Consider the following 19,263-nt stretch of genomic DNA (forward strand, 5'->3'; position numbering starts at 1 on the left):
GTGACCGTCAGCCGCGAAGACTTCGAAGCGGCCGTTGCCGCGTACTGGGACGCCAAGCACACGCAGCGAGAGCTGTCTGCCATCAAGGATGCCGTCGGGGCGGGAACGGCCGGCTCGGTGCGAGGAGGCAAGCACTTCGACAGCATCGTGGCGCTGCTTGCCAAGTTCTTCCTTGACGCCGGGTACGCACCGGAAGACATTCGCGTCACCAAAAATCAGGGCCTGGAGCTTCCTGGGTACTACCGACCCCAGAAGCAGTGGGATCTCGTGGTGACCCGCGGCAACACTCTGGTCGCCGCCTTCGAGCTCAAAGCCCTCGGCGGGCCTTCCTTCGGGAACAACTACAACAACCGCGTCGAAGAAGCCCTGGGCAGCGCTGTGGACCTGCGCCGTGCCGCGCTGGCCGATGCCTTCCCCGGCGAAAAGCCGTGGCTCGGGTATTTCTTCATCATGGAGGATCACCCCAAGTCCCGTAGCTCGGTGTCCGTACGGAAAGGCCCCTTCCCGGTCGAACGGATCTGGCTGGGCAAGTCCTACCAGGACAGGTTCGCCATCTTCTGCGAGCGCCTGATGGACGAGGGGTTGTACGACTCGGTCTGCTACATCACGTCTTCGAAGGACGGTCCCAAACCCTTGGAGCCCGTCGTCAGTCTGGACTGGCGTCACTTCGCGGCCGCCATCAACGCCCGCCTCAGGTACTTGGAAGACCTGGGCCTGCCCGGGCCCGAGCAAGGCACTTTGCCGCTGTAGCGGGCGTTCGTCGCTCCCTCGGACCTCACGCCTTTTCGCGGAGCACCCCGAGCGGCCCGCGCAGTCGCTGCTCGGCGCTCTCCGAGGTCTTCGCCGCCCATTCGCCCAGCGCCGACAAGCCCTCCACGGAGGACTTGTCGCGCACGTACTCCACGATGCCGACCCAGTAGCCGATCGTGCCCGGGTCCCCCACCACATAGAACTCACTTGGCACGTCCGCCATGCTCAAGAACTCGTACGCCCCGCTTTTCCTGGGGAAAAGGGACAAGAGTATGGCAGCCAGGGCCCACTCGGCGGTCTCCAGCCAAGCGGCGTCCGGGTCCAAACCGGCCCCGCCCACAACGGGCTTGATCTCTGGGTAACCCCTTTGAAGCAGTCTCAGAGGCGGTCCATAAAGGCTGCCCTGCGGAGGTTGCAGCGCTTCGCCGTCGGCCCGACGCGGCTCTTGCTCACCGGAACGGCCGTGTTCTGCGCGGGACTTCGCCTGCTGCCCCTCGTTGCCGCCCACGACCGCCTCCGCCTGCGCGGCCGAGACCCACAACTCGCGGAACCGGATCTCCTCCCGTTCAGGATCCAGTACCGCCCACTCAGCCAGCCGGAAGGCAAGCTGACAAAGGACTTCCCGCGTGGGGAGGGTCGTGCCGCTGAAGACGGCATGGATGGTGCTCTTGGAGAAGGGGAAGCGATCTGCCATCCGTGGAGTGCTCGGCCACCCGGCCAGCAGGTGCAGCTTGTGCAGTTCGTCGTTGAGTTCCCTGAAAGCGCCGCCAGGAAGCTCGGGCCTCTTCAAGGGCCTGCCCACCACGTACTCCCGACCGTCCAGAAGTGTCCAGAACCGTCCAGCAATACTCGCACGCCGCCCGAATGTGTACACGGACATCCAGAGATGCCTCAGAGGAGCCGCAAACGTCCTGAGCTGCTTGAGCGGCGCGACTCTGGACGCAGGGCGCCCGGCCGGGGCGCATGACCGGGAGGCTCCCGATAACCATGCCTGAGAAGTCCACTGCCAAGCGGTTGATCCGCACCGCACTCTTCGCCTGCGTACGCGGAGCTGCCTACACCGCGGGCGCTGTCGCCGTGACCGCCGCCTTCTGGTGGCTGCAGAACCTGTAGCCACCAGAACTTCACCCCTCCTTCGGGAACGTGACCTCCACCCGGCGGTTCTTTCTGCGGCCCTGTTCCGAGGTGTTGTCCGCGATCGGGTAGTCCTCGCTGTAGCCGCGGACCACGAAGGTGACGTTCATTCCGCCGAGGTTCGAGGCCAGTTCCTCGTGGACGACCTCCGCCCGCCGCTTGGAGAGGGTGAGGCCGTGGGCGTACGAGCCGAGGTTGTCCGTGAAGCCGAAGACGCGGACGTTCGTGGCGTTCTGGGACTTGATCTCGTTCGCGATGGCCGCGATGCGGGCGTTGGCCTCCGGGTTGAGCTTCGAGCTGTCCTTCGGGAAGAGGACCTCCGCCTGGAGCGCGAACGTCACGTTCTCGTTCGTGTCCTCGCGCCGCTCCTCGCCGCCGAGGTCCTCGACGACCGACTTGATGTCGAGCACCCGCGCGGCGGCGAGCGTCGCGCCGTCGGCCAGCTTCAGCCCCGGGCTGTTCGCGTCCACCTCCGGTGGCGGGGACGTGGTGACGCTGCCCGGCGGGGCGCTCGGGTCCTCGTCGTCCGCCTGGGCCGAGGTCAGCGGCGTCATGAAGACGAGGGTCGTCAGGGCGGTGAGGGTGATCGACGTGGCGCGGGGGGTGAGGGACATGGTCACTCGCCCTCGGAGATCTCTACGGAGGCCGGGGGCATCGACCCGACCTGGAAGGAGACCTTGGTGGTGTCTTCGGGTGGGGCGGGGAACTGCGCGTACCACTCGGCCGTTTCTCCCGACTTCACGCCGCCGACAAAGCGCGTGCAGAGGCAACGGCCCTCCGTGTCGCGGAGGATGAGGTACTTCTTCTTGCCCGTCTGGTCGACCAGGCTCGCACCGGCGACGGATGAGGCGTTCTGCCGCAACTCGTTCTCGTCGCCGCGCCAGTCCGCCGCGACGAACAGCCTGGAACCGTTGTTGGTGACCGTGCCGGACACGGTCAGGAAGCCCCCCTCGTCGCGCACCGCCGACGTGATGGCGAGCGAGATGTCCCCCTGCTTGGACTCCGCGAGCACCTCGTTCTCGGCCGGTGCCTTCGACTCCTCATCCTTGGCGTCGTCGTTGCTCTTGCCGGACGTGGACGATGACGCGGCCTTGTCTGGCGTGTCGTCGTCGCCGCCCCCACCGCAGCCGGCCACCGTGAGGACCAGCCCAGTCGTGATCGCCACGGCGGTCAGTACCGTGCGGCCCTTCGTGGTGCGCCGAATGTTCATCGGTACGGCTTCCTTTCACTCGGCCAGTTGCACAGAGAACAGCACGGACGCGTCGGGAAGGTCGTCCAATTCGAAATCTTCGGGGTCGATTTCCAGAATGTCGCCGTCACAGTCCAGTTCGACGGCGTCCTTCGGATCGTCGGGCACGTCGAAGTCGCAGCGGGGTTTGATGACGGCCGCCGCGTCGGCGGTCGCGTGCATGCCCTCCGTGCCCGGAATGATCGAGTCCCCGACCGTGTAGTTGGTCTCGATCTGCACCTCGAAGCCGGGGAACCCGGCCGCTGCGTAGGGTGCGAGACCCGTCACGCTCGCGTCGTTCTGCGCTGCCAGCTCACCGGCCGCGGCCGCCGCTCCGGCGCCGTCGAACCCGTCGCCGTCCAGCCAGTCCAGCCAGTGGTCGTCCACGCCGATGGCGCCTTCCAGGCCCTCCACCAGTTCGTCCCTGGCGTCCTGCGCCGCGGCCAGGGCGGCGGCGTCCGCCGCGGACTGTGCACCGTTGCGGGCGGACGCAGCCTGGGCGAACGCGAAGAAGGCAAACGCGGCGAAGAGTAGGATCCCCGTCAGCCAGATGGAGATGGGGAGTGTCGACCCCCGGTCACCGCGGAAGCCAGGTCGGCTCAGCCACCGCCGACGACATCCGCGACGGCGTCGCCGATCGCTCCTGAGATCTGGCCGTCCAGCCCGAGCCCGTCGATCAGCGTGAAGATTCCGGCGATGAGGATCATCAGGCCCGCGTACTCGACGAACCCCGCTCCCGCGTCCCGGTCCCGGCCGTGCATCCGGGCGGAGACGGTCCGCGACCAGGTCGCCAACGCCCGCTCCACGCCCACTGTCGCCCTCAGCGTCCAGTTCCTCGCCATCACGTCCCCTTCCCTCCCACCCAAAACCACTACCGTCCCGCGCACCGTACGTGAGAATCCGCCTACTGCGGGTGGGTCCAGGGGCCCAACTTCTCCTGGTCGGAGTCATCGGTTCCACCCCCTGTGGGCCGTACCCAGCCAGCAGGCGATCGCTTCGCTGCGTGAAGAAGTGTGCAGCTTCGCGAAGATGCGGTTGATGTGATTCTTCACCGTCTTCTCGCTGATGAAGCACGTGGCGGCGATCTGCTGGTTGCTCATGCCGGCCGCGATGAGATCCATGACCTCCACCTCCCGTGAACTCAGGTCGTGATCAAGGCGGTTGTGGCCGCGGCGGTGGAGTCCCGTCGCGTAGGCGGGGCGAGCCTTCCACGACTGTGCCACAACCGATTGCAGATGCGAAGAGCTTTGGTTCGGTTCGTACGAAACACCGAGCGAATCCGAGACACCGACGGCGGACGCGGTGAAGGTCGCCGTCCCATCGCCCAGGTCCCGTACCGCGGTGATCAGTTCGTCCGCGGTGAACTCGCCGTGCACGAGGTAGCCGACCGCGCCCCGGCGCAACGCCTCGGCCACCACCTCGGGTTCGCGGCTGTACGTCAGCATCATCACCGGTGCCAGCAGGGCCAGCCGGGGTAGCGCGGTCAGGCCGTCGGTGCCGGGCATGCGCACGTCCAGCAGGATCACGTCGGGGCGGTGGCAGGTCGCGGCGGCGACCGCCTGCGCGCCGTCGGCCGCCTGGGCGACCACCCTGATGTCGGGGTGGGCGGTCAGCAGGGCCGCGAGGCCGGCCCGGACGACCGGGTTGTCGTCGGCCACCAGCACGCGCAGGAGCGGGCCGGGGTGTGCCTGGTCAGGCATGTGCGGCCTCCTCTTGGGGAGAGCGTGAGGGACGTTCGGGGACGGTGGAGGCGCAGGGCAGGGTCAGCGTGACCTCCGTGCCTGCGTGTGCGGTGCTGTGCAGCCGCAGCTCCGCGGCCACCGATGCCGCGCGCTCCAGCATTCCCAGCAGACCGAAATGGCCGGTATTCGCCAGGAGTCGTACGTCGTCCAGGGTGACGGCCGTGCCCTCGCCGTCGTCCCGTACCGTCAGGCGCAGGACGGACCGCGAACACTCCAGGGTCACGCGTACGTGCGTCGCGTCCGCGTGGCGGTGGGTGTTCTCCAGCGCTTCCGAGGCGATCGCGAGGAGTTGGCGGGGCGCGCCCGGGGGGAGGGTGAGGGCCGGGCCCTGCCCGTGGGGCGCCGGCCGGTGGACGAAGGTCGCCTCGATGCCCGTACGGGACTCGAAGTCCGCCACCCGCGCGGCCAGTTCCGTCACCATGTCCATCGGCGGGTGGGACAGGGCCGTGTGGGCCCGCAGGTCCGTCAGGAGTTCTCTGGACTCCGTCGCCGCCCTGCGTGCCGCTCCCGCCACCGCGGTCGCCTGCGCCTTGAGGGCCCGGGGGTTCCTCTCGTGGTCCGCCGCCACCGCCAGGGCCTCCGCCGACAGGGCGAGGCCGTGCAGGGTCTTCGCCACCGAGTCGTGCATCTCGCGGGCCAGGCGGGCGCGTTCGGACTCCACCGCCTCCGCCACCGCCAGACGGGAGTTCGCCTCCGCGAGCGCCTGACTGGCCGTGCCGAAGCGGAACATCAGGTTGCGCAGGGTGACGCCGATGACGCCCGCCGCGACGCAGAACCCCGCGATGAGGAGGGTGCTCGCGCCGGCGCCCGGGCGGTGCTCCCACGCCCTGAACACCAGGAGCAGCACCACCAGCTGCAGTCCTGTGAAGACGCCGGAGCCGCGCCAGCCGTACAGCAGGCCCGACAGGAGCGGGGTGCAGACCGCCGCGTACGCGAGGGGGGACGCGGGGGACGCCGTGAGCAGCAGTATCGCGCCGAAGACCAGGTCCACCGCCATGAGGGTGGGGTGGGCGAGGAGCTGGGGCGCGCATCTGTCCCAGTCCCTGAGCATGGCGTACGAGCCCATGACGCCGAGGACCGCGGCGGTGAGGACCGCGTGGCGGGGGAAGCCGTCGGCGGCGTTCGCCGTTGCGAAGGGGGCGCCCAGGGCGATGAGGGTGAGGCGGATCGCGAACGCCTGGCGGCACAGGGCCTGGAGGGCGTTGAGCTGGAGGCGGATGCTGCCCGGTGCTGCCGCGTCGTCTGCGAAGTAGCCTGCGGCCGGCTTGGCGGGGAGGGTTCGTTTGAACCTGCGGGCGCGTCGTGGCTGGGCGCGCCCCGCGGCGGAGCCGCCAAATGTCACAGCCCCGCGCCCCTGAAGGGGCCCCTGACAGGGCCCCTGGCGGGGCCCTTCAACGGGGCGCCCGACTCGCCCGTACCTCCAGCGCCGCGCCATCTCAACGCCCCAGGATCGAGCCGAAGTTCGTTCCTGAGCCCAGGAACATGCCCGTCGCGATGAGGATCATCGTGGCCGGGAGCATGAAGACCAGCGTCACCATCGTCGCCTTGGGGATCGTCTTCGCCGCCCGGCGGCGGGAGTTCTGGGCGTCGGTGCGGCGCATGTCCGTGGCGAGCTGGATCAGGGTGTCCGCGATCGGGGAGCCCAGCTCCTCGCCCTGCTGGAGCGCCGAGACGAACTGGGCGACCTGCTCGGAGGAGTTGCGCCTGCGCAGTTCGTCGAAGGCCTGGCGGCGGCTGACGCCCATGTCCATCTGGCGAAGTGTTATGCGGAGTTCGTCCGCCCATGGGCCTTCGTAGTGGTCGGCTACGCGCTCCAGGGCCTGGCGGAAGCCGAGGCCCGCCGACACCACGACCGCCAGGACGTCCAGGAAGTCGGGCAGGGTGCGGTCGATGACCTCCTTGCGGTCCCGGATCGCCTGCCAGATCAGGGCGTCGGCGGCCAGCAGGCCGAACGCCAGGGCCAGCAGGGCGAAGAGGGTCCGGCCGTTGCCGAGGAAGATCAGGAAGAGCAGGGCGCCGAAGACGCCGTACACCGCGCGGCGGGCCGCGTAGCGGTTCAGGGTCAGGCCGCCGGGGTTGCCCGCCATGTCGATGCGGCGGCGTTTGGCGTCGACCCTGCGCGGGCCCATCAGGCGCAGGACGAGTGGGGCGAAGCGCATGCCGAGGCGGTCGACGGCTGAGTCCGCCTTCGAGACGCGGGTGCCGCCGACCTCCAGCGCGAGGGCCATGTCGCCGGGGAGCTTGGCCTCCGCGCGGTACATGCGGATGCCGAGGAGGAAGCCTGCGACGGACAGTCCCATCAGCGCGGCGAGCAGCAGAGCGATCATCCCGAATCCCTCCTCACACTTCGATCTTGCCGAGGCGGCGGATCACGAAGAAGCCGATCGTGTAGAGGCCCATGGCGATCAGGACCAGGGTCTGGCCCAGTGGGGAGCCGGTCACCTTGGCCAGGGCGCCCTCGTTCGAGGAGTTGATGAGGAGGAGGGAGCCGAGGCCGAGGAGGGGCACGGTGAAGGCCGTCGCGTTGACCTCGGAGAGCATCGTGCGGACCTCGCGGCGGGTCTCCTTGCGGTCCTCCAGGGTCTTGGTGAGGTTGCGCAGGGAGTTGACGACCGTGCCGCCCGCCTTGTTGGACAGGACCAGGGTGGTGACGAGGACGACGAGTTCGCGGGACGGGAGGCGTTCGGCCAGTTCACCGAGGGCGTCGTCGACCGAGCGGCCGAGGGTCAGCTGGTCCGCGACCCGGGCCAGCTCCTCCCCCGCCGGGGCCTCCAGTTCCTCCGCCGCCATCGCGAGGGCCGTGCGCAGGGCGAGGCCCGCCGCCGCCGCGTTGGCCAGCAGGCGGGCCACGTCCGGGAGCTGGTTGATGAAGGCCTCGATGCGCTTCTGGCGCTGCCAGTTGAGGAAGATGGCGGCGCTCCACACGCCGACCAGGCCGGCGATGGGGCCGAAGAAGGGGGCCAAGGCCGCCGCCGCGATCAGCCATAGCGCGACGACCACGGCGGCGACGTACGTGAAGAACTCGCCCGCCGTCAGGTCGAGTCCCGTCGCCGACAGGCGCAGCTGGATCGTGCGGCCCAGGCGGGTGCGGCGCAGCCTGCGGTCGACGGCGGCGAAGCGGCGGGCGCGGCCGGCGGCGGTGCGCAGGGGGCCGCCGCCGGAGAGGCGGTCGACGAGGGCCTGGCGCTGGGCGCGGCCGGACGCGTACGTGTGCACGCCCGCGACGGCCAGCGTGCCGCACAGCATGGTGGCGCCGAGGGCGAGGGGGACCGCCTGGTTCACGGCTCGCTCCTCTCGGTCGGGACGGCGCCGACAGCGCCGACCGCGGCGGATTCGAAAGTTCCGGTGGGTGTCATCCGATCGCCTGCCGGGTGTTGAGGACGTCGATCGCCTCCGCCACCCCGAAGGCGGGCGGCAGCGGCTCGTTGGCGACGTACAGCTTCTCCGCGACCGAGCGGGGCAGCGGGAGGTGTTCGAAGTGGCCGTGGACGACCCGGTCGGGGCCGGTGGGGCGCGGGACGAACCGGGTGACGGGCACGATGCGGAACTGTTCGCGGCCGTGCGAGACCAGCAGCGCGATCTCGGTGACCTTGCGGGAGCCGTCCGCGTGCCGGGTGAGCTGGACGACGACGTCGACCGCCGAGTTGATCTGGTCCTTGAGGGCTTCGAAGGGGATCTGCACCTCGGACATCGAGCCCAGGGTCTGGAGGCGCATCAGGGCGTCCTCCGCGGAGTTCGAGTGGACGGTCGCGAGGGAGCCGTCGTGGCCCGTCGACATGGCCTGGAGCATGTCGAGGGTCTCGCCGCCGCGGACCTCACCGACGATGATGCGGTCGGGGCGCATGCGCAGGGAGTTGCGGACCAGGTCGCGGATGGTGATCTGGCCCTTGCCCTCCACGTTCGGGGGGCGGGATTCGAGTCGGATGACGTGCTCCTGCTGGAGCTGCAGTTCCGCGGAGTCCTCGATGGTGATGATGCGCTCGTGGGACGGGACGAGTCCGGAGAGCGCGTTGAGGAGCGTGGTCTTGCCCGAGCCCGTACCGCCGCTGACGATGACGTTGAAGCGGGCGCGGACGAACGCGGCGAGCAGCATCAGCATCTGCTCGTCGAGCGAGCCGAGGCCGATGAGTTCGGGGAGCGTGTACGCGCGCGGGAAGCGGCGGATCGTGAGGGTGGGGCCGGTGAGGGCGAGCGGCGGGATGATGACGTTGACGCGCTCCCCGGTGGGGAGGCGGGCGTCGACCATCGGGTTCGACTCGTCCACGCGGCGGTTGACCGTGGAGACGATGCGCTCGATGGTCTGCATCAGCTGTTCGTTGGAGGCGAAGCGCAGCGGGAGCTGTTCCACGCGTCCGGCGCGCTCCACGAAGATGGAGTCCGGGCCGTTGACCATGATCTCGGTGATCGACGCGTCGGCGAGGAGGGGTTCCAGGACGCCGAGGCCGAGGGCCTCGTCGACGACCCTGCGGATCAGCTGGGAGCGCTCGGTGGTCGACAGGACCGGGCCCTCGCGGCTGATGATGTGCCCGAGGACGCGCTCCAGGCGTATGCGCCGTTCGGCGGCCGCGAGGCTCGACATCTCCGCGAGGTCGATCTCCTCCAGCAGCTTGGCACGGTAGACGGCGACGAGGTGTCCGTCCTCGCGGCCGGCTCCGCCCTCTTCGGGGGCGGCGATACGGGCTCGCAGGCTCATGTCTTCAACTCCTCTCGGTCGTGAAGTGACTCGGTCGTGCGGTCTGGCGGTCGTGCTGTCTGTCGGTCGTGCTGTCGTTCGGTCTCGCGGTCAGTCGTCGGTGGGCATCGTGGCCTGGCGTTCCACCGTCACGCTCGGCAGGAGGGGGATGACGGCGGGCACCTGGAGGGTGACCGTCGCGGTGGTGACGTCCGCGCCCTCGGCGGCCGACACGTTCGGGCTGAGCCACCCGCTCACCGCCGCCGTCCCCGCCGCTCCCCCGTCGTCGCCCTGCGAGGCGGCCCGTGCCGCGGCCCGCGCCGCCGAACCGGCCTGGTTGATGCCGTAGCCGATCAGGCCGAGCTGGATGGCGGCCATGCCGACGAGCAGCAGGATCGGCAGGAATCCGGCGAACTCCAGCATGGACACGCCCCGGTCGTCCCGGGCCCGTAACCGCCGCCGCAGGCGTCGCGCGAGACGCTTCATCAGTCGTCCCCCTCCAGTGCGGCGCCGGCCGTGCCCTCGACCGTCCAACCCGCGTCGAAGCCCGGGAAGAACAGCGGCACCTGCGCGGTGACCGTGGCCTTCATGACCGGGCCCTCGACGCCGCAGTCGATCCCGGCGCCGTCCCAGGCCCCCGGCAGGTGCTTCCCGCCGGCGGTGCTGCAGGCACCGCCGACGTCCCCGTCGATCGCGTACGCGGCGGTCGCCGCCCGTGCCGCCTCGTCCGCCGCGTTCCCGGCGAGGGAGTACGTGTAGCCGTACAGCGCGCACTGCCACAGGATCGTCATCACGACCAGCAGGATCGGGAACATGCCGGCGAATTCGAGGGTGACCGCGCCCCGGTCGCCGCCCTTGCGGCGCAGGGAGAGGGAGCCCCTGTCCTTGTCCGCGGAGGTCTTACGGCGCCGGCCACCGCCGCCGCCCGCGGGCTGCTCGGCCATCAGGCCCAGCTCGCCCGCCAGGGCCCACAGCGCCTGCTTGACCGTCGAGCGGGCGTCCAGGTCCTGCATCCGGCCCGCGTCCACGACGGACTGGAGTTCCTTGAAGGCGGCGGGCACCGTGGTGCGGACGACCTTGGTGCCGGTGACGCGTTCGACCAGGGACGGCTGTATCTCCGTACCGCGGGCGAAGCGGTTGACGACCGTGCGGGTCTCCTCGGCCTTGCGGATCTGGAGGCGGTCCCACATGCGGACCATGCGTTTGGCGGCGCGGACGGCGACGACGTCGGGGGTGACCAGGAGCAGGGCCTGGTCGGCGAGTTCGACGGCGGCGGCGTTCGCGGCGTTCAGCTGGGCGCCGCAGTCGACGACCACGAGGTCGTAGCGGGAACGCAGGGCGCCCAGGACCTGCCGGGCGACGCGGTCGGTGATCTCCTCGCCGCGTTCGCCCTCGGCGGGGGCCAGGAGCAGGCCGAGGCCGCTGTCGTGGGCGTAGACGGCGTCCTGGAGCACGCGCGGGTTGATGTCGCTGATCGCGGCCAGGTCGGCGATGGAGCGGCGGAACTGCACGTCCAGGTACGAGGCCACGTCGCCGGACTGGAGGTCCAGGTCGAGCAGGGCGACCGAGCGGCCCGAGGCCTGGGCGGCCAGGGCGAGCTGGACGGCGGTGACGGTCGCGCCGACACCGCCCTTCGCGCCGGTCACGGTGACGATCGAGCCGCCGGGGCCCGCGTACAGCTCGGGGGTGGCGCTGCCCAGGTGGCGGCGCATGCCGGTGGACCAGGCGGCGGCGGCCTGGACGCGTTCGGCGAGGGCGTCGTAGCCGAGCGGCAGGCCGACGATGCCGCGCGCGCCGCAGTCCATGGCGGCGGTCAGGACGCCGGTGCTGGTGTCGGCGGTGATGAGGACGACGCCGACGGCGGGGAAGCGCATGACCAGGTCGCGGATGACGTCGAGGGCGGGGACCGGGCCGATCCGCTCGTGGACGAGGACGACCTCGGGCAGTTCGTCGAGGGATTCGGCGGCCAGCCGGGCCAGGGTGTCCAGCAGGGCCGTGGTGTCGGGGACCGGCGGGGCGGGTTCGGCGTCGGCGAGCTGGCTCAGGAGGGTGCTGAGGGCGCGGGCCGAGTCGATGTCGCCGACGGCGGGCAGGATGCGGATGGTCATCGGCACGCCCTCGCGTGTGACGGCCTCAAGGGGACTGGGAGCACAGGCTCTGAGCGCATCATGGCCTCCTACTTGTCCTCGTCGAGGGTGTACGAGCGGTCGCCGGGGGCGACGGTGGCGTCGGCGCCGCCCGCGATCAGGGCGAGGCGGACGTGTTCGGCGAACGACTCGGCGTACGCGACGCGCTGGGCGTCGGCGGTGTCGAGGGCGAACGTGATGGGGACGGCCTCGGTGGCGGTGCGGCGGCGGTCGTTGCTGGACTGGCCGGGTTCGAGCGCGGTCAGCTTGCCGACGTCGATGACGCGGGCGTTCTGCACGATGACCTTCGACTGGTCCTTGCCGTTGTCGCTCTCGTCCTTGAACGTGGCGTAGATGTTGACCCGCGAGCCCGGGTTGATCTTGCCCGCCACGCCGGTCGCCGCGTCGATCAGGATCGCGATCTCCTGCTGGCCGGCCTGCAGGGAGGGCCGGTCGACGATCATGTCCGTCTGGAGCAGCGAGCCCTTCTTCAGCTGCGTGACGGCGATCTTGCCGCGGACCTGGGAGAGGCGGGTGACGGCGGTGGACGACAGCCACCGCTCGGGCATCGAGACCTTCTCGAACTGGTCGGCCGACAGCTCCTTGTAGGGCGCGATGTCGTCCTTCAGGCGGTACGCCGCGACCTCGGGGCCGACCTTCGAGTTCACGTCGCGGATCACCGAGAGGACTCCGGCGAAGGCGCCCACGGCGCACAGGACCGAGAGGACCAGCAGGATGACGCCGCGGCGCTGGCGCGAGTTCACTACATCTCACCTCGTGGGGACAATGCCGAGTTCAAGGGGTATTCACCGGTAACAGGGGGTGCTGCAAGGTATTCACCGTTATTCAGGTGTACGTGCCTGACGTGCGGGGCTCACATGGCCCCTCGGGGCAGGGCGCGTACCGAAGAGGCTGCCCGCGCGACGGCCGTCGGAAGCTCGTTCGACGAGGGTGGCGGCAGGGGTGCCGCGCAGAAACCGCAGCGGTCACCGATGAGTTCGAGACCGCACCAGTGGCATTCCTCGCGCCGTACGGACGAGACCAGCTGGTAGAGCACGGAGACGTCATAGAGGCCCGCGGCGAACTCGGCGACCTTGCCCGTGCCCCACCAGCGGGCCGACTCGGCGGGCAGCGGCACGGTCGCGACCCCCTGGACGTGCCAGGCGGGGGCGAGGGTCCCGGTGAGCCAGTTGGCGGGCAGCTGCCCGGCCGCGACCAGCATCCGCGTCCCGAACTCGGGCCCGGCCAGCTCCTCCTGCCCGACGCGCACCAGCTGGGGCCGCGGCGTGGCCAGTACGGCGAACTGGGCGCTCGGCACCCACGACTTGGCGTGGGTTTTGAGCGAGACCGGGATGCGGTCGAGTCTGGCGACCGAGTTCAGCAGGGCGCCCGAGTAGATGTAGTGGGCGAGCAGCCGCGCGGAGGAGGCGAGCACCCCGGGGCTGAAGTCGCAGACGGAGAGCTGGCGCAGCTGCTGGGCGAGCAGCGCGAGACCGAGCGGTGGCAGGTCGAGGGCGAGCAGCGCGATGCGGTCGCTCTCCAGGACCGAGCGCACCGCGTGCAGCCGCCGGATCACGCCGGCCGGTGCGGAGGACGGGTAGAGCGCGATCACATAGCCGTGCTGCTCGATGAGCGCGTACATGGCCGTGAGGGAGGCTTCGAGGCCGTCGAGGGGCTGGACCGCGGCGGGCGGGGTCTGCCGGTCGTGCGGCGGGAGCACCAGATCGGAACTGGTGACGGCTATCGCGGTCGGCACGCTGCACACCACCCCGTTCACTGGGACGGAGTGGTCAACCGCGTCCCAGATCGCCCCTGTATCGCCCGAATGTTGTCGTGAATGTCGCCATCAATCCCTCACGGACGGACACAACTTGCCACTGTGGCGTCCTTCCGCAACTGCACCTTATCCACGGCGTGCGCCGCTCAACACCGGATCCTTGAGATCAATTCACGCAACGTGTGAAGTGATCCACACAGAGTGATCCGCACATGCCTCAACTCTGCGGTACGGCAAGCGTGTTGGCCTCGCCAAAGGTCTTGACAACCCGATTGGTCTGGACCAGCTTGGAGAGGCGACGGTGGCCACCGTGTCAGGACCTGTTCCACAGGCCCTGGGTCCTGTCGTCACCTTCCCGACGTCCTCCCGCACCCCCACTCCCCCACCGGAGGCCCCAGTGGACCGCGTATCAGGCATGCCCAGACGCAGACGGACCTGGGCCGGCGCCCTCGCCGCCGTACTCGCCGCGTCCGCCCTCTCCCTGGCCGGCGCCGGCCAGGCCTCGGCCGCGGACGTCAACAACACCAAGAACGCCGGCTACGAGTCGGGGCTGTCCAACTGGACGTGTTCGGCGGCCAGCGGCGCCACCGTCTCCTCACCCGTGCACGGGGGCGCGGCGGCCCTGAAGGCCACCCCGGCCGGCCAGGACAACGCCCGCTGCAGCCAGACCGTGGCCGTGAAGGCCAACTCGACGTACACGCTGAGCGCCTGGGTGCAGGGCGGGTACGCGTACCTCGGCGCGAGCGGCACGGGCACGACGGACGTGTCGACCTGGACCCCGGACTCCTCGTCCTGGAAGCAGCTCACGACGTCCTTCACGACGGGCGCGAACACCACGTCCGTGACGGTCTACACCCACGGCTGGTACGGACAGGCGGCCTACTTCGCCGACGACGTGTCCGTGTTCGGACCCGACGGAGGCGGCGGCGGTGACCCCGACCCGGTGGTCCCCGCGACCCCCGCCGGCCTGAACGTGGCCTCCACGACCTCCTCCTCCGTCTCCCTGGCCTGGAACCCGGTGTCGGGCGCGAGCGGCTACAGCGTCTACCGCAGCGGTACGAAGGTCGCGGCGGTGACCGGCACCTCGGCCACCGTCACCGGGCTGGCCGCGTCCACCTCGTACTCCTTCCAGGTCACCGCGACGAACACGGCCGGTGAGTCGGCGAAGTCGACCGCGGTCACCGGGACCACCAAGGCGTCCTCGGGCGGCGGGGGCAACCTGCCCAAGCACGCCGTGACCGGCTACTGGCAGAACTTCAACAACGGCGCGACGGTCCAGAAGATCTCCGACGTCCCGTCCCAGTACGACATCATCGCGGTGTCCTTCGCCGACGCCACGGCGACGCCGGGCGCCGTGACCTTCACCCTCGACTCGGCCGGGCTCGGCGGCTACACCGTCGACCAGTTCAAGGCCGACGTCCAGGCCAAGAAGGCCGCGGGCAAGAAGGTGATCATCTCGATCGGCGGCGAGCGCGGCACGGTCGCGGTGAACGACGCCGCCTCGGCGACGAACTTCGCCAACTCCGTCTACTCGCTCATGCAGACGTACGGGTTCGACGGCGTCGACATCGACCTGGAGAACGGCCTCAACTCCACGTACATGACGCAGGCGCTGCGGTCCCTGTCCTCGAAGGCCGGCTCCTCGCTGATCATCACGATGGCACCGCAGACCATCGACATGCAGTCCACGTCGAACACGTACTTCCAGACGGCCCTGAACATCAAGGACATCCTCACGGTCGTCAACATGCAGTACTACAACAGCGGTTCGATGCTCGGCTGCGACGGCAAGGTGTACTCGCAGGGCTCGGTGGACTTCCTGACCGCCCTCGCCTGCATCCAGCTGGAGGGCGGCCTCGCCCCGTCCCAGGTCGGCCTCGGCGTCCCGGCGTCGACGCGCGGCGCGGGCAGCGGCTACGTCTCCCCGACCATCGTGAACAACGCCCTGGACTGCCTGGCCAAGGGCACGAACTGCGGCTCCTTCAAGCCGTCCAGGACCTACCCGGACCTGCGCGGCGCGATGACCTGGTCCACGAACTGGGACGCCACGGCGGGCAACGCGTGGTCGAACGCGGTGGGGCCGCACGTGCACGCGCTGCCGTAGCGCGGACACGCTGCCTTGGCGGCGGAGCTTTCACTTTTTCGGCGCCGCACCGGTGTTGTATGCACCGGTGCGGCGTCGCGTCGTGTTGTACGCACGGGTGCGGCGCCGCGTCGTGTTCCGGCTGCGGAACTAGAAGAAGTCCGCCCACGGCTGGTCCCAGATCTGCTTCACGCACAGGACGACGAAGAGCAGGCCCGCGATCGTCAGCATGGCGTTGCTCAGGAGGCCGTTGCGCCACTCGGCGGGTGTGCGGGAGGAGTTGAGGAGCCAGACCAGGGTGAGGGCCAGGAAGGGGAGGAAGGCCGCGCCCAGGACTCCGTACAGGATGATCAGGCGGAAGGGCTGGCCCTCGAAGAGCAGGATCATGGGCGGGAAGGTCAGCCAGAGGAGGTAGGCGCGGAAGGGCCAGGACTTCTCGTGGGCGCCTGATGCGACCTCCTCGGCGGAGGCGGGGGCGGGACCAGGGGCGGGGGTTGTGGTGTCCGAGGTGGTGTTCTGCGGGTTCGTGCGTTGTGCGGCGGATGCCGCCCTGTCCTTGCGGAAGCGTTCCACGAAGTCCGCGAACATCAGGCTCACGCCGTGCCAGACGCCGATCAGCGAGGTGAAGGACGTGGCGAAGAAGCCGATCAGGAAGAACTTGGCGGTCGCCGTGCCGTACTCGTCCTCCAGGATGTCGCCCAGCTGGATGAGGCCCTTGTCGCCGCTGGCGATGGCGACGTTGGAGGAGTGCAGGAGTTCCGCGCCGACGAAGAGCATCGCGATCACGAAGATGCCCGTGGTGATGTAGGCGACCCGGTTGTCGAGCCGCATCACCTTCATCCAGCCGGTGTTCGTCCAGCCCTTCGCGTTGACCCAGTAGCCGTACGCGGCGAGCGTGATCGTGCCGCCCACTCCGCCGATCAGGCCGAGCGTGTTGAGGATCGAGTCCTTCTCGTCGGGCAGCACCGGGAGCAGGCCCGCGAACGCCTCGCCCAGGTTCGGGGTGACGCGGATCGCCAGGTAGACCGTGACGACGAACATGACGCCCACCAGGACCGTCATGACCTTCTCGAAGACCGCGTACTTGTTGAACCAGACGAAGACCAGACCCACCAGGCCGGTCAGGATCGCCCACCACTTGAGGTCCATCACGTCCGGGAACAGCGCCTGCAGGGGCAGGCCCGACGAGGACATGGCCGCCGCCCCGTAGACGAAGCCCCAGATCACGACGTACGCGACGAAGAACCATGACGTCCAGCGGCCGAGGCTCGCCCAGCCGTCGAAGAGCGTCCGGCCGGTGGACAGGTGCCAGCGGCCCGCCGCCTCGGCGAGGGAGATCTTGACGAGGCAGCCGATCACGGCGGCCCACAGGAGGGTGTAGCCGAAGTTCGAGCCCGCGATCAGGGTCGCGACGAGGTCGCCCGCGCCCACGCCGGTCGCGGCGACCACGATGCCGGGGCCGATGTACTTCCAACTGGATTTTCGGGGTGCCGGACCGGAATGCCGTTCGTTCGGTCCCGCCGGTTTCGTCGTGTGCTCCGCGCTGCCCGAGGTGTCCGCCATGCCGATCAAGAAAGCGTAAAGAGATCCGGGACACAAGAGGGCGTGCGCCGATCCCCACCTGATGTGCACAGCACGAACTGCCTGTTCGGCCTGTTTCCGGTACTACCCCTCAGCCCACCCTTGACCAGAACATGCCATGGCTTCACGATGAGCGCCACACCGCACAGCTCCCTGCTCCAATCCCCACATTTCCGGTGATCCCGGATCTCATGGAGAAAACAGGAGACAACATGCGATTCAGCTCTAAAAAAGGCAGACGCGGCCGGCGTTCCGCTGCTCTCGCCACGCTCCTCGCGCTGGCTCTCGCGGCACCCGTCGCCGCCATGACCGACGCGGGAGCCGCCCCCGGCAAGGCTCCCGCCTCCGACACGGACGAGATCCGCCAGTACGAGATCCATGTGCACGGCAGCACCTCCGCCGTCCGTACGGCCATCGCGCGGACCGGCGTCTCCATCGACGAGGCCGACGAAGAGACGGTCGTCGTCTCGGGACGCGCCTCCCAGGCGAAGGAACTGCGGCGGCTCGGGTACGAGGTCTCGTCCCTCGGCTCCGCACCCGACCGGTCCAGCGCCGCCGACGTCGGCGTTCTCGACTTCCCCTCCGCCGACTCGCGCTATCACAACTACGCCGAGATGAACACGGAGATCAACCAGCGGCTGGCCGCGTACCCGGGCATCATGAGCAAGCGCGTGATCGGGAAGTCGTACCAGGGCCGGGACATCATCGCCATCAAGATCAGCGACAACGTCGCGACCGACGAGGCCGAGCCCGAGGTGCTGTTCACCCACCACCAGCACGCACGCGAACACCTCACCGTGGAGATGGCGCTCTACCTGCTGCGAGAGCTGGGCGCGGGGTACGGGTCCGATTCCCGCGTCACCAACATGGTGAACAACCGGGAGATCTGGATCGTGCCGGATCTCAACCCTGACGGCGGCGAGTACGACATCGCCACCGGGACGTACCGGTCCTGGCGGAAGAACCGGCAGCCGAACAGTGGTAGTTCGGCTGTGGGGACCGACCTCAACCGCAACTGGAACTATCGGTGGGGGTGCTGTGGCGGGTCCTCCGGGTCCACCTCGTCCGAGACCTACCGGGGTCCCTCGGCCGAGTCCGCGCCCGAGGTGAAGGTCGTCGCCGACTTCGTCCGCAGCCGGGTCGTCGGCGGCACCCAGCAGATCAAGGCCGGCGTGGACTTCCACACGTACAGCGAGCTGGTGCTGTGGCCCTTCGGGTACACCACCGCGGACACCACGACCGGGATGACGGCGGACGACCGCAACGCGTTCGCCGCGGTCGGGCAGAAGATGGCCGCCAGCAACGGCTATACGCCGGAGCAGTCCAGCGACCTGTACATCACGGACGGGTCGATCGACGACTATCTGTGGGGCAGCCAGAAGATCTTCGGCTACACCTTCGAGATGTATCCGTCGTCCAGTGGCGGGGGCGGGTTCTATCCGCCCGACGAGGTCATCGAACGGGAGACCTCGCGGAACCGGGACGCGGTGCTGCAGTTGCTGGAGAACGCGGACTGCATGTACCGGTCCATCGGTAAGGAGGCGCAGTACTGCGCCTGAGGGAGCTGTGGTGGTCTCGGCTGTAGCCGAGGCCGCAGTGAGGAAAGGGTTTGGGGAACTGCGCGTTCGTTGTGGCTGGGTGCGCAGTTCCCCGTGGCCCTATGGGGTGGGTTCCGCTGCTTTGGATTCTTCCGGTTCGGCTGTGGGTTCGGCTGCGGGTTCGGCTTCGGATTCCTCGAAGTACGTGTCCAGCACCTTGTCCAGGTCCGATTCCCACGCCTTGAAGTCCGAGCGGGACTTCGCCTCGATCTCCAGCGGGTACCAGCGGCGGTCGGGGGTGTGCACCGTGACGGTGAAACGCTTCCCGAAGCGCGGGGACTCCGTCTCCACCGCGCCGATCTCGTCCCAGCGGAACTCGGCCTCCTGGTCGTCCAGGGTCAGCCGTACGCCCTTGTGGTCCGCGATGATCTTCGCTCGGCGGTCCGAGGCCTCGAAGACGGGGGCGCCCTCGGGGGCCGGGGGCTCCTCCGACTCCCCTGGCTCCTCTGGCTCCTCCGGCTTCTCCGGCTTCTCCGGCCCGTCCGGTTCGCGCTCGGCGCGCACGTGCTCGTCAGTCGTCCTGGAGGGGGTCTCTTCCTCCTTCGGCGCCTTGCCGGACGCCGTCCCGGAGG

Annotated in this window: 20 protein-coding genes; 4 read left to right on the forward strand and 16 right to left on the reverse strand. The window is 69.4% G+C overall.

Annotation, left to right across the window (positions count from 1 at the left end; genetic code table 11):
- Positions 1-750 (forward strand): PaeR7I family type II restriction endonuclease, encoded by a 750-nt coding sequence (locus ACFWGJ_RS15315; RefSeq protein ID WP_387324065.1) that lies wholly within the window; start codon positions 1-3, stop codon positions 748-750.
- Positions 751-775: 25 nt separating this feature from the next.
- On the opposite strand, the gene ACFWGJ_RS15320 is transcribed toward ACFWGJ_RS15315, so the two are convergent.
- Positions 776-1,630 (reverse strand): hypothetical protein, encoded by an 855-nt coding sequence (locus ACFWGJ_RS15320; RefSeq protein ID WP_387324067.1) that lies wholly within the window; start codon positions 1,628-1,630, stop codon positions 776-778.
- A 107-nt stretch (positions 1,631-1,737) separates the two neighbouring features.
- Here ACFWGJ_RS15320 and ACFWGJ_RS15325 point away from each other — a divergent pair, with 107 nt between their 5' ends.
- Positions 1,738-1,863 (forward strand): hypothetical protein, encoded by a 126-nt coding sequence (locus ACFWGJ_RS15325; RefSeq protein WP_387324070.1) that lies wholly within the window; start codon positions 1,738-1,740, stop codon positions 1,861-1,863.
- Positions 1,864-1,874: 11 nt separating this feature from the next.
- On the opposite strand, the gene ACFWGJ_RS15330 is transcribed toward ACFWGJ_RS15325, so the two are convergent.
- From ACFWGJ_RS15330 to ACFWGJ_RS15390, 13 genes are all read right to left on the reverse strand, one after another.
- Complete coding sequence (locus ACFWGJ_RS15330; RefSeq protein ID WP_387324072.1) at positions 1,875-2,498, reverse strand: OmpA family protein; 624 nt, start codon at positions 2,496-2,498, stop codon at positions 1,875-1,877.
- Positions 2,499-2,500: 2 nt separating this feature from the next.
- Positions 2,501-3,094 carry a hypothetical protein gene (locus ACFWGJ_RS15335; RefSeq protein WP_387324074.1) on the reverse strand — a complete coding sequence of 198 codons (594 nt, stop codon included), beginning with the start codon at positions 3,092-3,094 and terminating at the stop codon, positions 2,501-2,503.
- Positions 3,095-3,109: 15 nt separating this feature from the next.
- Positions 3,110-3,715 (reverse strand): pilus assembly protein TadG-related protein, encoded by a 606-nt coding sequence (locus ACFWGJ_RS15340; protein WP_387324111.1) that lies wholly within the window; start codon positions 3,713-3,715, stop codon positions 3,110-3,112.
- Positions 3,712-3,954, reverse strand: coding sequence for a hypothetical protein (locus ACFWGJ_RS15345; RefSeq protein WP_387324076.1), 243 nt, complete (start codon positions 3,952-3,954; stop codon positions 3,712-3,714). Before ACFWGJ_RS15345 ends, ACFWGJ_RS15340 begins: the two co-directional genes overlap by 4 nt.
- Positions 3,955-4,059: 105 nt before the next feature.
- Positions 4,060-4,812, reverse strand: coding sequence for a response regulator (locus ACFWGJ_RS15350; protein ID WP_387324079.1), 753 nt, complete (start codon positions 4,810-4,812; stop codon positions 4,060-4,062).
- A complete protein-coding gene (locus ACFWGJ_RS15355; protein ID WP_387324082.1) occupies positions 4,805-6,196 on the reverse strand; it encodes a sensor histidine kinase in 1,392 nt (463 codons plus the stop codon). Before ACFWGJ_RS15355 ends, ACFWGJ_RS15350 begins: the two co-directional genes overlap by 8 nt.
- A 94-nt stretch (positions 6,197-6,290) precedes the next feature.
- On the reverse strand, positions 6,291-7,181 hold the full coding sequence (locus ACFWGJ_RS15360; protein WP_387324085.1) for a DUF5936 domain-containing protein: 891 nt from the start codon (positions 7,179-7,181) through the stop codon (positions 6,291-6,293).
- Positions 7,182-7,194: 13 nt separating this feature from the next.
- Entirely contained in the window at positions 7,195-8,100 is a 906-nt protein-coding gene (locus tag ACFWGJ_RS15365) for a type II secretion system F family protein (RefSeq protein ID WP_248781704.1), read from the reverse strand.
- A 106-nt stretch (positions 8,101-8,206) separates the two neighbouring features.
- The gene (locus tag ACFWGJ_RS15370; protein ID WP_248777596.1) at positions 8,207-9,547 is read right to left on the reverse strand and encodes a CpaF family protein; all 1,341 of its coding nucleotides are present in this window, start codon (positions 9,545-9,547) and stop codon (positions 8,207-8,209) included.
- 90 nt (positions 9,548-9,637) lie between these two features.
- Positions 9,638-10,012 carry a TadE/TadG family type IV pilus assembly protein gene (locus ACFWGJ_RS15375; RefSeq protein WP_387324088.1) on the reverse strand — a complete coding sequence of 125 codons (375 nt, stop codon included), beginning with the start codon at positions 10,010-10,012 and terminating at the stop codon, positions 9,638-9,640.
- On the reverse strand, positions 10,012-11,634 hold the full coding sequence (locus tag ACFWGJ_RS15380) for a CpaE family protein (RefSeq protein ID WP_387324090.1): 1,623 nt from the start codon (positions 11,632-11,634) through the stop codon (positions 10,012-10,014). Before ACFWGJ_RS15380 ends, ACFWGJ_RS15375 begins: the two co-directional genes overlap by 1 nt.
- 68 nt (positions 11,635-11,702) lie before the next feature.
- Positions 11,703-12,416, reverse strand: a complete 714-nt coding sequence (gene cpaB, locus ACFWGJ_RS15385; RefSeq protein WP_387324093.1) for a Flp pilus assembly protein CpaB — start codon at positions 12,414-12,416, stop codon at positions 11,703-11,705.
- Between the two features lie 110 nt (positions 12,417-12,526).
- Positions 12,527-13,408, reverse strand: a complete 882-nt coding sequence (locus ACFWGJ_RS15390; RefSeq protein WP_381833597.1) for a hypothetical protein — start codon at positions 13,406-13,408, stop codon at positions 12,527-12,529.
- Between the two features lie 436 nt (positions 13,409-13,844).
- Between ACFWGJ_RS15390 and ACFWGJ_RS15395 the strand changes: the two genes are divergently transcribed.
- Positions 13,845-15,533: a chitinase gene (locus tag ACFWGJ_RS15395; protein WP_387324096.1), complete on the forward strand. Its 1,689-nt coding sequence runs from the start codon at positions 13,845-13,847 to the stop codon at positions 15,531-15,533.
- A gap of 129 nt (positions 15,534-15,662) precedes the next feature.
- On the opposite strand, the gene ACFWGJ_RS15400 is transcribed toward ACFWGJ_RS15395, so the two are convergent.
- Positions 15,663-17,075: an Nramp family divalent metal transporter gene (locus tag ACFWGJ_RS15400; protein ID WP_387324099.1), complete on the reverse strand. Its 1,413-nt coding sequence runs from the start codon at positions 17,073-17,075 to the stop codon at positions 15,663-15,665.
- Positions 17,076-17,305: 230 nt separating this feature from the next.
- On the opposite strand from ACFWGJ_RS15400, the gene ACFWGJ_RS15405 reads away from it, so the two are divergent.
- A complete protein-coding gene (locus tag ACFWGJ_RS15405; protein ID WP_387324102.1) occupies positions 17,306-18,652 on the forward strand; it encodes a M14 family metallopeptidase in 1,347 nt (448 codons plus the stop codon).
- A 99-nt stretch (positions 18,653-18,751) separates the two neighbouring features.
- On the opposite strand, the gene ACFWGJ_RS15410 is transcribed toward ACFWGJ_RS15405, so the two are convergent.
- On the reverse strand, positions 18,752-19,263 hold a 512-nt coding region (locus tag ACFWGJ_RS15410), incomplete at its 5' end, for a hypothetical protein (RefSeq protein WP_387324105.1).

Origin of the sequence: Streptomyces sp. NPDC060205 (assembly GCF_042728395.1) — a bacterium.
Classification (GTDB): domain Bacteria; phylum Actinomycetota; class Actinomycetes; order Streptomycetales; family Streptomycetaceae; genus Streptomyces.